The sequence below is a fragment of the Nitrospira sp. BLG_1 genome (assembly GCF_047338595.1).
Lineage (GTDB): Bacteria > Nitrospirota > Nitrospiria > Nitrospirales > Nitrospiraceae > Nitrospira_D.
Genome location: NZ_JBLFBO010000008.1, coordinates 40219 through 55329 on the forward strand (window position 1 = coordinate 40219; position 15111 = coordinate 55329).

The window sequence follows — 15111 nt, forward strand, 5'->3', positions numbered from 1 at the left end:
ATGCCTCTGTTCGCAAAGCGGATTGGTTCGTTTGCCTGTGTCGCAGGAATGGTTACGTATGTGGCAGGCACGGGCGATTCTTCGCCGCTTGCCAGTCAGGCCACAGGGATTGGGCAGTCATCGTGACCTTGTGCGTCTCTATCTCCCGCAATGATGTAGAGGGTCGGATAGTCTTGTATTCAATCTGATGAGGGTCTGTCAAACCTATGGCAATGCCATGGGCCGTTCTCCTTTCGGAGAACGGCCCGTTCTCTTTGTGGCCCACTACCCCCTTGGGTTGCGCAATCCTACTCATGGTTGTGAGGGAGCAATATGCACAATGATCTCTGATAGGGAGGGGTCTTGGTTGACGACATAGTGGATTGGTGGGAGGCCGTTGGAAATTTCGTCGGTTAGCACTGATTCTCGTAATTGAGGTCGAGGGGAATCATTGAGGAGCGTTTTATCGAAGGTTGCCGAAGGGACTATGTCTGTACGAGAGAAGCGAATGACGAGCATGTCGGGTGTCGGTGGGACCGAAATGGTCAGGGGGGTGTGGGCCGTGAGCTTGGATCGGGGTCGGTCCGTCTCTGCGATGGGGAAAAGGAGTTGGGGATTTGAGGAGCCATCCTGGTTCCATACTTGTAGGAAGCCGTCTTGATTGGACTCAACCGTAAGTTCCACTGGCGCTTTGGGTGTGGCTGTATCCGTGGCACCATCCTGGGGGTGTTGGGCCTGTTCTCTGGGGGTGAGACTATAACGAATACCCAGTGGTTGAAGTGGGGAGCCGCGATTGCTCTTGGCCATCGCCAATGATTGGGGGGTGAGTTCTGACTGACCCAGCGACTGAGTCGATTCGCTCGCAGCCTTCTCGCGTCGTCGAGTATCCCCTGCCACCGACTTATCTTGCCCCTGTGGTCCTGTCCCATAGAAAAGAGAACGAGCACTTAGAGAAGCACGTTCTTGGGAGGGCGTTGGGCTATCGGCTCTAGACTGGCTGTGCGAAGCTGTAGCAGCTGAGTAGGATGGCAGTGAGGGGGGAGCGGTCAATTGCGGAGCGGATTTGTCAGTTGATGTGGGCAATGTTTCAGGCAATGGCTCGACTTGCTTTTTTATCGTATCAATCTCTTCATGCAGTACTGGAGCATCACGTTCTAAACGATGAGTGCGTTGCTCATCTGGTGTTGTGTGCGGGCGAGGAGCTTGAGAGGATGTCTTACCCGTGGACGCCTCTTTTCTCGGTGGAAGAGACGAGCGGGACTTCTGTTCTGACGTCGTTGAGGGGGCGGTCGTCAGGGGAGTGGCAGGTTGGGTTGGGGCGGGAACGGGTGATGAAGGGAGAGGAGGTCGTGCCTCTTCCTTGGCGATGGATTGGGCTTCTTGACGAAGACTCTCTTGGTAGATGCGTGTTCCGAGCACGACGGCAAGGACTGCACCGGCGAGTCCACCGACCCAGGCGAGTCCAGCTGGATGACGGAACCAATCGAACCAGGATGCGGCGCCGATGGCGCTTTCTGCCTGAGTCGTGTGCAAGGCCTGCAAGAGTCTGCGGCGCACAATGGGATCAGCGAGGAGTTCCTTCAGTGCCTGCTCATCAGCGAGTGCGTTGAATAGGTCCTGATTTCCTAGGGCTGCTCTGTAGAGCTGTTGCTTCTCCTCAGCTGTCAGCATATCAGCCGCAAATCCACCGAGAAGTTTTTCGAGATCGTGGTCAGGCATGGTAACGACGTGTAAAAGGTGAAACGTAAAAAGTAAAACGCACGTGTGAGACGGTCATTCCCATGAGCCTCCCATGAGGCCAAGGAGTTGCTTTCGGCAGCGTAGGTCCCAGGTATAAATCGTATTGATCGAGGTTTGCCCCATCAATTGCTGGATCTCTGGAAAGCTCTTTCCTTCCAATTTCCATGTGAACAATTCCCGGCAGCGTTCGCCCAGTTGCGTGATAGTCGTGAGGAGCCGGTCAACTCGCTGTTTCTGATCGAGTTGAACCATGGGATCGTCTCCGGTGTCGGTCAGCGGCATCTCCTCGACTGATTCCTGATTATACTCACCACGTCGCAAGGCCTTGCGATGGGCATCCAGCATCTTGAACCGCAACACCTGAAAGGCCAGGGGGACGAGCTCGACCAATTCAGTCACCTGTGGGTACTTGGCATGCAGAACAGCTAAGACGTCCTGCGTGAGGTCTTCAGCCTGATCCCTTGATAGACGTGATGTTGCAAACGCGAGAATCCTTTCGCGAAGGGTGATCAATATCTGGTCACGGTCCATCAATGGTCAGTAAGTGAAGTGGTTGTCGAATTCGATAACAGGTCGCCGATCGATCGGAAGTGGAGATTGAGCCCTGCGCAGACTTCAACTTGCCGGTCAAAGCGGTTCTTTGTGCGGATCATATCCCACAACTTCCCAAAGCCTACACGCCCCCAAGCCGCCATGTGGAACACCGATAGTGGATAGTCCGTTCCAAAGAGCAGGCGAGATTGCACTTCTGGATGATGTCTGAGGTGCAGCAACATCTTCAGTCGATGGGGTTGAGTCAGGGCCGAAATGTCGGCATAGAAGTTCGGATAACGCTCGCACAGTTCACGAAAAGTTGGAAGAAACTTTTCATACAGCATCAGCCCATAGCTACAGGCGTGGGCAGCAATGACGGTCACCCCTTCGTCCAGCGCCAGGCGGAGTCGATCGGGGTCTCCCAGGGATTGGGCTTTGCCGATCAAGCTAAATTCATACCCAACATGGCTCAAGAATGGCAGTCTTCGTTGAGCCAATGCGCGATAGAACGCCTTATATCGCTCATCCGCTGGATTGAAGTGTTGCGCGTTCGGTAAGACTTTGATGAGCACAGCTCCGGCGTCTGCACAGCGGTGCACTTCGTCGATCGCATCCTCGCGTTGCGGATTGATAGATGGGCCGGCTAAAAAGACATCAGGATAGTCTCGAACGGCTTTGAAGACATAGTCGTTACTGACAAGAAAGTCTGTGTGCTGGCGATTGAGGAGACCGGTCTGATCATAGAAGCCATCCATTCCGAGGAGCACGACTTTCTGTACGTACCGTGACGCGCGTAACTCTGTCAGAAGATGGTCGAGGTATTGCTGATTGGTCTCACGTGGATGGGAAGGCGAGAGCTCATGTTTCCATAAAAGAAATCGAAACAGCGGGCTACGAAGCAACTTCGGTGAGATGAAGCATCCATTGTCGCCGTCCGGCAGGGCGGCTAAGTGGACATGGCAGTCGATCAGGGATTTCTGGGCCGTGGTTCGTGAAGCGTGGTTCGAAATGAGTCATCGGTTGGTGGGCACCCTGGTAGCCGCCCTCTTCCCCTGCGAGATCCGCTTCACGTTTCACGCTTCACGTGAAGAGAGTCGTTCCGCTGCGATTCGCTTCACGCCGCGCAGATCCAATTTTCCGGTTCCAAGGACCGGTAGTGCGTCAACCTTCACGAAGTGATGCCTAGACGGGATGAAGAGATTCGGGAGACCCATGGCGGACAGTTTTGAGAGGATATCAGGAATGGTGGCGTCGTCCACTGTATGCAGGACGGCCAAGCGCTCTCCTTTTTTCTCGTCGGGCAGACCGGTGACGGCAAACACTTGCACCTCAGCACCGGATGCTTGCTGCAGGGCCTCCTCAACCTTGCCGTGGGGAACCATTTCACCGCCGATTTTGGAGAAGCGAGATAATCGGTCGGTGATGGTCAGGAATCCATCGTCATCCAACGCCGCAATATCCCCGGTGATGTACCATCCGTCCCGCATCACTTGAGCGGTTAAGTCTTCTCGACCCAGATACCCGTTCATGACATTTGGCCCTTTCACCAGCAACATGCCCGGTGTGCCTGAAGGCAAGGGGGTGTAACTATCGGGATCCACAATCTGTACGGAGACTCCTGGTAGAGGCTGCCCGACCGTCCCGCGGCGTGAGGCTGGTTGATAATATCCGGCGGCCCGGAAGTCCGGGCAATTAACGGCAATGACGGGTGCGCATTCCGTAACGCCATAGCCTTCGATCGGTCCGACTCCGAACGTATCTTCCACCGCCTGGGCGAGGCGGGCGTGAAGCTTTTCCGCACCGGTGAGGATCACCCTGACCGAGCTGAATTGCTCCGGGGTACAGCGGCGGGAATAGAGCTGTAAGAACGTCGGCGTGGTGACGAGGAACGTGACGCGATATGTTCTGATCAGTTCACCGATGGCGGCCACATCAAGCGGCGACGGATGAAAGATCATCGGGGCGTTGTTGGACATCACGAACCAGAACACCATGTATCCGAACGAATGGAAGAAGGGCAAGATGCCGAGAACTCGTTCATCCTGGTAGAGATGGAGCATCTGTGTCGCGCCCTGGCAGTTGGAGTCGACGCTGAAATGAGAGAGCATGACGCCTTTGGGTTCACCGGTGCTGCCGCTGCTGAAGATGATGGTGGCAAGGCTATCGGGCGTCAGCGGTGTGGTCTGTCCACAGACCCGTTCGATGATCCGGCAGGGCGCAAAGAGTGCCTGCAAGGCGGCCTGAAGTTTATGGCCCTTGCTGATCGTTTTCGCGAGGTCCTCCAGCCAGAGGATTGAGGGGCCCTCCGGCAGCTCAAGCTTGGCTTTCTCCACGAACAGGCGGCTCGTTACGATGGTGCGAAGCCCCGCGAGCTGTACCGCAGCTTCCAATCCGGATTTGCCGACCGTGTAATTCAGGTTCACGATGGTTTTCCCGCAGAGGGGAGCGGCGACGTTGACCAATGCCCCGGCGACCGTGGGTGGCAGCAGCACCCCAACCCGCTCCTGTCCGTCCCAATAGGGGCGTAGCGTTCTGGCCAGGACGATCGATCCGATCAAGGCTTGCAATGATGAGACATGGGGGCGATTCTGGTCGGCCATGGCCAGGCTGAATGGCGCACGCCGCATCGAGCGAATAAATTCTCGATGGAGTGGACGGCGATGGGGCTTTCTCAGCTGCCACGCTGCCTCACCCAGCTGGCGGATCGTTCCACGCAGTTCATGGGCCGACGTCGTGGACGGGAGAGGAGCTCCGAATGAGACTGTGACGGGGTAAGGGAGTTGTTCAGGCAGTTTCCACAGAAAGCGTCCACGATTGAAGCTGAAGATGCTGCCCCAGATACGATCCAGGTGAATGGGAATGATCGGAACCGTTCGCCCCTTAACGATCCGTTCAAACCCACGCCGGAACGGCAGGAGTGTCCCGGTTCTGGTGATCTGGCCTTCCGGAAAAATGCAGACGAGATCACCGTGGTCGAGGGCCGTACCTGCTTCCCGGAGTGCTTTGAGAATGACGCGCAATCCGCCATGTGACGAAATAGGAATGACGCCGAGCGCTTTCATGAAGGGTTTGAAGAGTGGCTGCTCGGCATACTGGGCGTCGACCACAAACCGCACGGGGCGATCAAGGCTGGCGATCAGGAGCAGACCATCCACAAACGAGACATGATTGGGGACCAACAGAGCGCCTCCTGATGGCGGCAGGTGTGTTTCCCCGATGACGCGGAGGCGATAGAGGGTATGCGTGAGTAGGACAAGGATGAGCCGAAGCAACGTATCGGGTAACAGCCACAGGGCATAGAGCATGCCCGCCAAGGTCATCCCGGCCGTCGCGAGGAAGATACTGGTGGTTGAGAGACCGGCAGTGGCCAGCCATCCGCCGGACAATGAGCCGAGGAGGATGCCTGTGAAGACACAGGTGTTGGACATCGAGATCACGGCTCCGCGCCGATCGGGCGGCGATTTCCATTGGAGGATGGCATTCAATGACACAAAGATGAATGCGCTGGCGATGCCGAGTGCGCCTAAGAGAAGAAATGTTCCCGAGAGTGGGGGTGCCAGAAGTCCGAGAAGGAGCAATGCCGTGAAGACGCCGATGGCGCCTAACGGGATGAGTCCGTACTCCACGCGGCTGCGTGAAATCTTTCCCACCAGGATGGCGCCGATCCCAATGCCGACCGACAAGAGTGTGAGTGGGAGCCCGGACATGGCGTCGGAGAGCCGGAGCACGGCCTTGGCGTAGACGATCACGTTTTGCATAAACAGACTGGCGATCGTCCAGAAAAATATTTCCATCGGGATGGCCATCTGCAACATGCGTTCGGTGCGAATGGCCGCCCACGCACCACGAACCGTGGCGCCGATCCCGCCATCGGTTCGGGCCGGTAACACGGGTGGGATGGAGAATGCCGTGATGAGACCGACGACCGACAATCCTGTCAGCACGAGCGGAGCCAGCCAGCTGTGAGATCCTGCCATCTGTAACAAGAAGCCTCCGGCGGCCGTTCCCGTCAAGATTGCGGCAAAGGTCCATAACTCAAGGAGGCCGTTGCCGGCAGCGAGTCGCTCATGTGGGACTAATTCCGGAAGAATCCCATATTTCGATGGGCTGAAAAGTGCACTGTGGATGCCCATCCCACAGAGGACGATCAGCGGAAGCATGCCACCGGCAGGGTTGATCCAGAGTGCCATGGTGCCGGCTGCCATCAGGAGAACTTCGACAACTTTGATGCTGATGATGACCGTTCGCTTGCTGATACGATCGGCGAAGGTACCGCCGACCAGCGAGAGGAGCACCAGTGGCAGCGTGAAGATGACAAACGCGGTGGCAGTTTGGGTTTGAGCGACGGTTTCCAGCTCAGGCCCTGGAGCCATCCCTGCGGTCGCCTGCCTGATGGCCAGCAAGGCCACCATGAGTTTCCAGGCATTGTCGTTGAAAGCCCCGCAGAACTGTGCAATCAGGAGGCCACGAAGGGTACGGGAAACAGGTTGTTGGTCAGGACCGGCCGCAGTGGTCATTCGTGCCGACTATTGTGCCTGATTGTGAGGGGTGGGGGAAATAGGCAACCCTTCCAGTTCCATGATTCTTAAGGCATTGGTCGTCGGGCAGGGGCCTGGCCTCAGCTGGTAGTCGAACGTGAGGGTTCCGTTTGCCACGGTTTCTTGGAAGTGGGCGTTTCGTAATCGTGGGATGACCTGCTCCAGGTCCGCTAACTCCAAGTCATGTGTGCTGACGAGGCCAAATCCGTGCCCCTTGGAGAGGGCGGTGATATAGGCTTGGCTGCCGATGAGCCGTTCCCGGTTGTTGGTGCCTTTAAAGATCTCGTCGATCAGAAAAAGCACGGGAGGCACGGTCCGATCCTTGGTGGCGTCGAGGATCGTTTTGAGTCGTTTTACTTCAGCGTAGAAGAACGAGAGCCCAGCATCGAGCGAATCGTCAACACGGATGCAACAGGCGAGTCGGCTCCAGGTCCAGTTGAATGATTGCGCACAGACAGGAGCACCGGCTTGCGCCAGGCAGAGGTTGATGCCGATCGTTCGTAAGAATGTGCTCTTGCCGGACATATTCGAGCCAGTAATCAGGTAGATCGAGCCCAGTTCAGCCATCTCGACATCGTTAGCGATGCGTGTCCCTGGAGGCAGCAAGGGGTGTGCGAGTCGGCTCGCGCGGAGGGTCGGAGGAATCTGCTGTTGCCCATCCGTGGTTGTGAGCGGAGTCGGCCAAATGTAGTCAGGATGGAGATAGGCAAAGGTCGCGAGCGCTGACGCGGCCTCGACTTCCGCCAGGGCGTCGAGCCACTGCGGGAGTGCTTGTTGAATCCGTTCTTGTACCTGAATGAGCCGGCGCAGAAACCAGAGGTCCCACGGGCCAATAGCATTAATCGTCAGATGGACGAGGGGGTGGGCTTTAATGCTGACGGCATGCAGGGTACGGGCGGCCTCTTTGAGCTGCTGTATAGGACTGACGTGGCCGATCAGAGCGGCCCAGGTTGACGCCAGAGTTGTCTCTCGGTGCGCCGCATATCGTTCGATTAAGCCAAGGACCGTGGCCAGACGCTCGGTTTCGTGATGCAGGCCGACCGCATGTTCCAACAGCTCTTCCCCCTGATCGGTCATAAAGTAGATCAACACATAGGCGGCGAACGAAAACATCCAATAGCCAGGGAGGAGTCCGAACAGCGTGGCGAGGCCTAGGCCGATCGTTGTCGAGGCAAGGAGCCCCTGGACGACAAGGATGGTATTCAGATGGGGGAGTCCGAGCCGGTGCTCGATGACCGCAGCCAACCGTTTGCCGTTGATCTCTTGGTCACCTGTGAGCTTGGCATCAAGTGTGAGCCGGTCACGCAATAAGGGACGAGACGTCAGTTCCCTGACGAGCGCTTGCCTGCTGCGCCACTGTTCGGGAGAAGGTGGCTGGTTGAGGAGCCAGTTGCGCACCCGTTCTCGGCCCTGGTCAGAGATGGTCGTGTCGAGCAGATGGGTCAGAGAATGGGGACCAACGAGGTCGAGATCTGCCGCGTAGGGGTGAGAGCTCCGCTCGTCGGTTGGTCTTGTCGGGATGTTTCCCCAATCCAACGCCATGCGGGCAAGGTGTGTCCGTTTAATCTGCTTCCACTGGCGGAGCCGATGAATCTGGGCCTCCACCTTGTTATGATAGGCCGCAACGGCGATAAAGATAGCCAGGAAAAGAGCGAGAGACAGGTTGCCGCTCTGGTACCAGTTGAGCTTATAGAGGGTAACGGTACAGATCAGGCCGGCGAGAAAGATAGCCAACCGCCACCGGGTGAATAGGGCGCTGGTCTTAGAGCCCTGAGCAATAAGCCGGTCTGTACGGCTGATGATCGTCTCAATCTGGGTGGTGCGTGAGCGTGCCATAACAAGCGACCTTACTGGAACGGGTGAGGGACGTCAAATTGCGAAGCGGTGTGCGTGAAGCGTGACAACTCGGATAAACCATAGAGACGAAACACGATCCATTGTTGACCATGCCGAATGATTGGGTAGATGTGTGCATTCATGGTGTTCTTGATACAGGCGAACTGCTCAGTCGTCTTGATGATGCAACGGTACAGGGAGCCTGGGAGGATGATGATGGGGGGAAGGTCCATCTCTATTGGGCGGAAGCCCAGTGGACTGAGGCTCGGCTTTCAGCGCTCCGTACGGCCCTTGCCGATGTGACGGAAGCATGTCAGGAGCAATTGCTGTCCGTGACGCGTGTGCCGGCTCAAGACTGGAATGAAGCCTGGGCTCGTTCTGTCAAACCCCTTCGCATCGGTCGAGTGGTCATCCGTCCGAGTTGGGAGCCAGCTGAGCTCGGTCCTCGTGACCTCGAAATCATCTTGGATCCCAAGCAGGCCTTCGGCACAGGGCACCATGCGACGACACGCATGCTGCTGGAGTGGTTGCAAGAGGATATTCGAGGAGGAGAACAGATTCTGGATGTCGGAACGGGAAGTGCCATTTTGGCCATGGCCGCCGTCAAGCTCGGTGCGACCTCGGCAGTTGGTGTCGAAATCGATCCCATTGCCGCAGACTGTGCGAAGGAGTATGTCGAGCTGAATCAGCTGACGGATAGGATCGACATCGTGACGGGCACGCTGGCTGATCTGCCACAGGAGAACCAGAGGCCTATCGATCTGGTGCTGGCGAATCTTGATCGGCAAACTGTCTTAAGCCTTGCGGAGGACTTGGCATCCGTTGCGTGTGGAGGGGCGAGGCTTCTAGTTTCCGGCATTCTTGTTGAGCAAGAATCTGAGATCGTCGAGCGGTTTTCTCCCTTGGGTCTAGTCTGTGCTGACCGGCGGGATGATGAGGGGTGGGTGGTGATGCAGTTCTTGAAACCTGAATCCTGTAATGGAGAGGTCTGACGATGTCGACCGGACCACCATATCCACATGTACATCAGATCAACATTTCCGACGGAGGGGTGCCGAAACTTCCAGTCTTGGAAGCCAAGGTAAGCGAACAGGGGCTGGACGGCGATCGGCAGCGCAATCTCAAGTTTCACGGGGGACCGGATCGTGCGGTCTGTCTGTATTCGCTCGAACTGATTGAGCGACTTCAGGATGAAGGCCATCCCGTTGATCCCGGATCCTCTGGGGAAAACCTGACCCTGTCCGGCTTGGATTGGGACCAGGTGCGGCCCGGCGTCCGGTTAACCATTGGCCCGGAGGTCCAGCTTGAGGTGACGAGCTATACCACGCCCTGCAGCCACAATGGGCGGTGGTTCCGTGACGAGGACTTCTCGCGCATTTCTCAGAAGCTCAACCCTGGTTGGAGTCGGGTCTATGCGAAGGTGCTGCGGGGTGGAATTGTGAGGCCGGGAGACGTCGTAGAAATAACGAGCGAATAGCCGATGGCCTAGAGCATGCGGCGGTAAAAGCAAACTTCGCATGCCTGCTGCTTATGTCATAAGCCATTCGCCGTAGGCCATATGCTTTCGGAGGTGTGGAGTGGATCGCATACCTGAACCAGAACTGATGGATGATCCCAAGCAGGCTGAGGCCTACGCGCGGGCAGATTTCGAGGCAGAGAATCAAGGGTTCATTGAACGGTTTAAAGAATACTTTCCGGAGTTTTCTCAAGGGACGGTACTGGATCTTGGCTGTGGTCCCGGCGATATTTGCATCCGGTTCGCCAAGTTCTACCAGGCCTGCCAGGTCATCGGCATCGATGCTTCTGCTCCGATGATTCGGCTGGGGGAGCAGGCGGTAAAGGAAGCGGGCTTATCCGATCGCATTATGCTGCGCTGTGAGCGGTATGAGGAGGTTGCTGGAGCAAGAATCGCCGATGCCGTGATCTCGAACAGCCTGTTGCATCATCTGCCGAACCCATTACAGTTCTGGCAGAAGATTCGCCAGCTCGTGAGGCCAGGAGCGCCGGTGTTAGTCATGGACCTGCTTCGTCCGGACTCACCTGAAGCAGCCAAGGCCATTGTCGATCAATACGCCGCCAACGAGCCGGACATCTTACGCCGTGATTTCTACAATTCCCTGCTGGCGGCTTTCACGGAAGATGAAATCGGATCGCAGCTCGCTCGCATGAACCTCACCAGACTATTGATTGATGTGCCGGATGACCGGCACTGGGTGGTGGGAGGGATTATTTATTGAGGAATGTATGTGGAAAAATATTGGTCGAAATAGTGTCATAAGAAGATTGCTGAATGACTGTGCGTTAGCAGTTTTGGTCTTCTTGACTGCGGTTATTTCAGTTGCTTGCGGTGAGAAAGAGAACATTCTGGTGATCGAACAACCAACTGAAGTGTATGCCATTACACAAGTTTCTTCTGCTCCTGATCCGAGCATACACGTTCAGCCAGGGAAGGTCATTGCGACGCTCAAGGCAGGGGAGACGGCTAAGGCGATAGGGGTCTATCATGGCCAGGATCATGACGGTTTCAAGGTGAAACTGGCTGATGGGATCGAGGGAATCATCCTCGCGGGTGATACCTTTACGGTCACGTCCCGGTGAGTTGTGTGCATTCTACGAAGTTCAGACACCTCGTTTTTGTTCATTTCTAGCCTCTTGTGCCAGCTCACCATCATCAATTATTGTCACGGTCCATGGAAGAAGTACCACTAGAATCGCCAGCCTCGGATGATGTATCCGAGAAGATCGTTATTTATTGGGAACGGGAATATTCCACCGCGTTTCCACCGGAGCGGCTGAAGTTGGACTTCCATCCGCATCGGCCCATGTTGAGCAACCTGACGTTGGAGGAGCAGCGGGCACTTGCCGCGAGTGGATATAAAGTGTTGCCGGATGACTGCGGACCGGTCAGGACGGTCGGCAACTATGGCTGGCTGATCCGCTGCCCGGTCGATGTGAGACTGCGGCGTACGGCGTCAGGAGTGCAGTGGCAGTCGCCGCCGATTCTGCCAGAAGAGAGACTGCTGGGGTATAAGAGCTTCACCGGGATGTATGTCGATTTGATTTTGAACAGCGGTTATCCCAAGCTCTGTTGCGGAGTTCGGCTCTACTACCCCAAGCATGTCGGCTTGATGATGAAGGATCTGCCCAACCATTTCTATCATTACCCAGACCGAACATTTTCTATTTGGGAAGGGATTAAAACGCAGGAGTATAAACGCACGCCAAATCAGTATCCCTGGTTGTCCGACTATGAAGCCTTCACGGCGAACTTTTTGTTACAGCTGCATAAACCGACGACCATTAAGCGCGGTGATCCCATCGGGATAATCTTACCGGTTCTCCTCCCGAAACAGTTCGCACTCCAAGAGATTCAGCACCCTGAAGGGTAAAGTGCCACAAATTCGTGAAACGTCCGGGGCCGGAAACGAAGTACGCTTCACGGTGAGTGTTTCAAGCTTCAGGTTTGACGTTTCAAGTTATGCAGAAGTCGAAATCTGCAATCCTGAAACCCGAAACCCGAAACCCGAAACGTGAAACTTTCTTGTGAAACTCTTGGCTGCGACGCCGTAGGGTTACTGCAGCGCATCCGGTGGGGTCTTGAGGAATTTTGCAAAACGATTCTTGTCGATCGCCTTGTCATAGGCTTCTTCGGGGGCGATCCATTTCTTGGTGAGGAGATCCTGAATGGCATCATCCAGCGTCTGCATGCCGATGTTTTTGCCGGTCTGCATCTGTGACGCGATCTGAAAGGTTTTCGCGTCCCGGATGAGATTACCGACGGCCGGGGTGCACACCAAAATCTCCAGGGCCGCACAGCGACCCTTTTGATCGACCCGTTTGAAGAGATTCTGCGCGACGATGACGCGTAGGGCCGTAGAAAGGGTATTCCGAATCTGTGGCTGTTCCGAAGCCGGGAAAACTTCGATGATGCGGTCCACGGTCTTGGCGGCATTCTCAGTATGGAGCGTGCCAAACACTAAGTGTCCGGTTGCAGCTGCCTCGACGGCCAAGGCGATCGTCTCGAGATCCCGCATTTCCCCGACGAGAATGATATCTGGATCCTCCCGCAGAGCTCCCCGCAACGCAGAGCCGAAGGTGACGGTATGTAGGCCAACTTCACGGTGGTTGACGATGCAGTTCTTGCTCTGGTGAACGAATTCGATCGGGTCCTCGACAGTGAGAATATGGTCTTTTCGGTGGCGATTTGCATAATCAACCATGGCTGCGAGCGTCGTGGACTTTCCGCTGCCGGTCGGGCCGGTCACGAGTACCAACCCCTTGCGTAACATGGCCGCGCGCGTCAAGACAGGCGGCAGCGCGAGGTCTTCGGCAGAGACGATGGTCGTCGGAATCTTCCGAAACACCGCCCCGATACCGTGCTTGTGGTTGAAAAAGTTGGAGCGGAAGCGAGCGACTCCGGGAATCTCATAGCCAAAATCCACGTCACCCGTCGATTCAAAGACTTCCTTCTTCGGCCCCGGAGTGATCTCATAGAGAAGTTCATGGAGGCCTTGGTTATCGAGGATTGCGTTTCCGGGAAGACGCTCAAGTTCACCGTGGATGCGAAAGGCAGGGGCTTGTCCCGCAATCAGGTGCAGGTCCGAGGCCCCATGCTCGATCATCATGCGGAAAAGTTCATCTATCTTGGGCATCGTGCTCAGCCTCCTCTGTCCTTTCCGTTGTAGTATACGGATTCTTGATGTATCGACAAATGAAACTCGGATCTTGGACAGGCTCCCAGTTCGCAGTATTCATGCGTGCGTAAGCGACGCGGCAAAAATTCGTGAAGCGTCGTTCGTGAAGCGTGAAGCGTCCGGGTCCGGAAACGAAATGCGCTTCACGTTTCACGCTTCACGAGAAGCACGATCTACGTCTATTGGGTGTCGGGTGACTCTTGCGGTTCCGGCGGAGGTAGCATCTCTGCTTCAGGTGGGGCGTTATCTTGGTTGTAGGATTGAGGGGGTGGTGGAAAATCACTCTGTGCTGAATTGGTTGGATCTACTGGGGAGACCTCTGCAACGGGTGAGGCAGGTGCCACCGGTCTCTTCACGACTTTTTGCCGAACGGACTGCGAAGATGTCGATTGCACAGGAGAAGAGGACTGGAGTTGAGGAGCGGGTGCAGCAGGGGCTGGTTGAATCTGTGGACGATGGATCAGACTGTGCCGACCACGCACGCTGTGGGCTGCTTCCGTGGCTTGCCACGGGATTAGCACGGCCAGTACCAATAAGAGGCTGAGCGCTGCTGTTTTTGGAACGTCAATCATGTTGAAGCATTCCCTTCCAGATGACTGCGAATTAGTATAGAAGCCATGGGGTTATGCAACCCGTATGCTAGCGGCGTGCAAAGAGATGAACTGAGCAGGCCGGGTCAAAGCCCTGCGTTATGGCTTGTTTGTGTCAGATAGTGACGATAATGGGTGCGGCCAGGGTCACCAGCTTGTACGAATTGCCACCGTGGGAGTGAACCAAATTGGTACAAGGGGCCATCGGATCACGGGTTTCATGCTCAATGTTACAAGTTATACGGAAGCCGGCACCTCAAATCTGCACCGTGAAACGGTCATGGTTGGAAACCTGAGGTTGGAGGTGAGAGGCATGCGCCTCATCCCTCAAACCTTGGACATCCATCGATGATTGCAGTAGAAGTGTTCATGAATAATGCGGGCTAAGTTGCAGATTCACTTCTGTAACGCCGCACGTCGCGCAGCAGCCGCTCGACGATCAGTCGCATGAAAAAGAAGCCGAGCTTTGGATTCTGGTAATACAGGTGATACATCATCTCATCGGTCATTTTGTAGAGCTCGCAGTCTGTCTCACAGACCACGGTCATGGTGCGCACCTTCTCACCTGAGAAGAGTCCGATCTCCCCGATCAGCTCGCCGGCCTCGATGGAGTGGTTGACCTCCTGTAGCTTGAGTCGTCCGGCGGCCACGTAGACAATTTCGTGGGCCTTGTCCCCCTTCCTGAAGAGCACGTCCCCGGCTTGGTGTTTCTCAAGATGCATATGCGGCAACAGCCATTCCGAAATGGGCGATTCCACGGTGGCCTGTTCGATTTGCTTGGTCAACCGGATGATTTCTAGCAGTCGTTTGGCGTTGATCGGAAGCAGGATGACATTGAGAAGAAATTCCGGTGTGCCGAGCAATTCAGGGATCTCAAAGTGCGCATGCAACATGCTGTAGGGGATGAAGAGGACGTTGCTGGCCACGGACAGTACACGGAGGGAAATCATGTCTTTCTGCGAATGACTCGCAAGATAAAAAAAGCCTCCCAATAGGCCAATGATGGTAACGAAATCAACGTGCACGGATCGTGCTCTTTCTAATGATGGCCGATGCAAATGGGTATTGGTACATCGCTATTATGGTGACGCCAACTGATGGGCGTATAGCATCGCGACATCGATTGACGTCGTTTAAGAAATCTCGCAGTAGGTCTGCATGGTGTTCAATCAGAGTTGATTCGATCACGTATGCGAGGAA

General features: G+C 55.7%; 13 protein-coding genes. 5 read left to right on the plus strand and 8 right to left on the minus strand.

From position 1 onward, the window contains the following. Window positions 1–291: 291 nt before the first annotated feature. From ACMTNU_RS09585 to ACMTNU_RS09605, 5 genes are all read right to left on the minus strand, one after another. The gene (locus tag ACMTNU_RS09585) at window positions 292–1698 is read right to left on the minus strand and encodes a hypothetical protein (protein ID WP_413935020.1); all 1407 of its coding nucleotides are present in this window, start codon (window positions 1696–1698) and stop codon (window positions 292–294) included. A gap of 54 nt (window positions 1699–1752) precedes the next feature. Then, the gene (locus ACMTNU_RS09590; protein ID WP_413935021.1) at window positions 1753–2250 is read right to left on the minus strand and encodes an RNA polymerase sigma factor; all 498 of its coding nucleotides are present in this window, start codon (window positions 2248–2250) and stop codon (window positions 1753–1755) included. Beyond that, entirely contained in the window at window positions 2250–3263 is a 1014-nt protein-coding gene (locus ACMTNU_RS09595; RefSeq protein WP_413935111.1) for an amidohydrolase family protein, read from the minus strand. The genes ACMTNU_RS09590 and ACMTNU_RS09595 overlap by 1 nt, the downstream gene beginning before the upstream one ends. A gap of 63 nt (window positions 3264–3326) precedes the next feature. Next, window positions 3327–6770: an acyl-[ACP]--phospholipid O-acyltransferase gene (locus ACMTNU_RS09600; RefSeq protein WP_413935022.1), complete on the minus strand. Its 3444-nt coding sequence runs from the start codon at window positions 6768–6770 to the stop codon at window positions 3327–3329. A 9-nt stretch (window positions 6771–6779) separates the two neighbouring features. Further along, window positions 6780–8627 carry a MutS family DNA mismatch repair protein gene (locus ACMTNU_RS09605; RefSeq protein WP_413935023.1) on the minus strand — a complete coding sequence of 616 codons (1848 nt, stop codon included), beginning with the start codon at window positions 8625–8627 and terminating at the stop codon, window positions 6780–6782. Between the two features lie 110 nt (window positions 8628–8737). Here ACMTNU_RS09605 and ACMTNU_RS09610 point away from each other — a divergent pair, with 110 nt between their 5' ends. From ACMTNU_RS09610 to ACMTNU_RS09630, 5 genes are all read left to right on the plus strand, one after another. After that, on the plus strand, window positions 8738–9619 hold the full coding sequence (locus tag ACMTNU_RS09610) for a 50S ribosomal protein L11 methyltransferase (protein ID WP_413935024.1): 882 nt from the start codon (window positions 8738–8740) through the stop codon (window positions 9617–9619). Window positions 9620–9621: 2 nt separating this feature from the next. Continuing rightward, window positions 9622–10104 (plus strand): MOSC domain-containing protein, encoded by a 483-nt coding sequence (locus ACMTNU_RS09615; RefSeq protein ID WP_413935025.1) that lies wholly within the window; start codon window positions 9622–9624, stop codon window positions 10102–10104. 100 nt (window positions 10105–10204) lie between these two features. Further along, window positions 10205–10864 carry a class I SAM-dependent methyltransferase gene (locus tag ACMTNU_RS09620; protein ID WP_413935026.1) on the plus strand — a complete coding sequence of 220 codons (660 nt, stop codon included), beginning with the start codon at window positions 10205–10207 and terminating at the stop codon, window positions 10862–10864. A 7-nt stretch (window positions 10865–10871) separates the two neighbouring features. After that, window positions 10872–11225 (plus strand): hypothetical protein, encoded by a 354-nt coding sequence (locus tag ACMTNU_RS09625; RefSeq protein ID WP_413935027.1) that lies wholly within the window; start codon window positions 10872–10874, stop codon window positions 11223–11225. 92 nt (window positions 11226–11317) lie between these two features. Further along, a complete protein-coding gene (locus ACMTNU_RS09630; RefSeq protein ID WP_413935028.1) occupies window positions 11318–12016 on the plus strand; it encodes a hypothetical protein in 699 nt (232 codons plus the stop codon). Window positions 12017–12199: 183 nt separating this feature from the next. On the opposite strand, the gene ACMTNU_RS09635 is transcribed toward ACMTNU_RS09630, so the two are convergent. The 3 genes from ACMTNU_RS09635 to ACMTNU_RS09645 form a co-directional block, all read right to left on the minus strand. After that, window positions 12200–13279: a type IV pilus twitching motility protein PilT gene (locus ACMTNU_RS09635; protein ID WP_413935029.1), complete on the minus strand. Its 1080-nt coding sequence runs from the start codon at window positions 13277–13279 to the stop codon at window positions 12200–12202. 221 nt (window positions 13280–13500) lie between these two features. Next, window positions 13501–13893, minus strand: a complete 393-nt coding sequence (locus tag ACMTNU_RS09640) for a hypothetical protein (RefSeq protein ID WP_413935030.1) — start codon at window positions 13891–13893, stop codon at window positions 13501–13503. 401 nt (window positions 13894–14294) lie between these two features. Beyond that, complete coding sequence (locus tag ACMTNU_RS09645) at window positions 14295–14936, minus strand: Crp/Fnr family transcriptional regulator (protein WP_413935031.1); 642 nt, start codon at window positions 14934–14936, stop codon at window positions 14295–14297. Window positions 14937–15111: the final 175 nt, after the last annotated feature.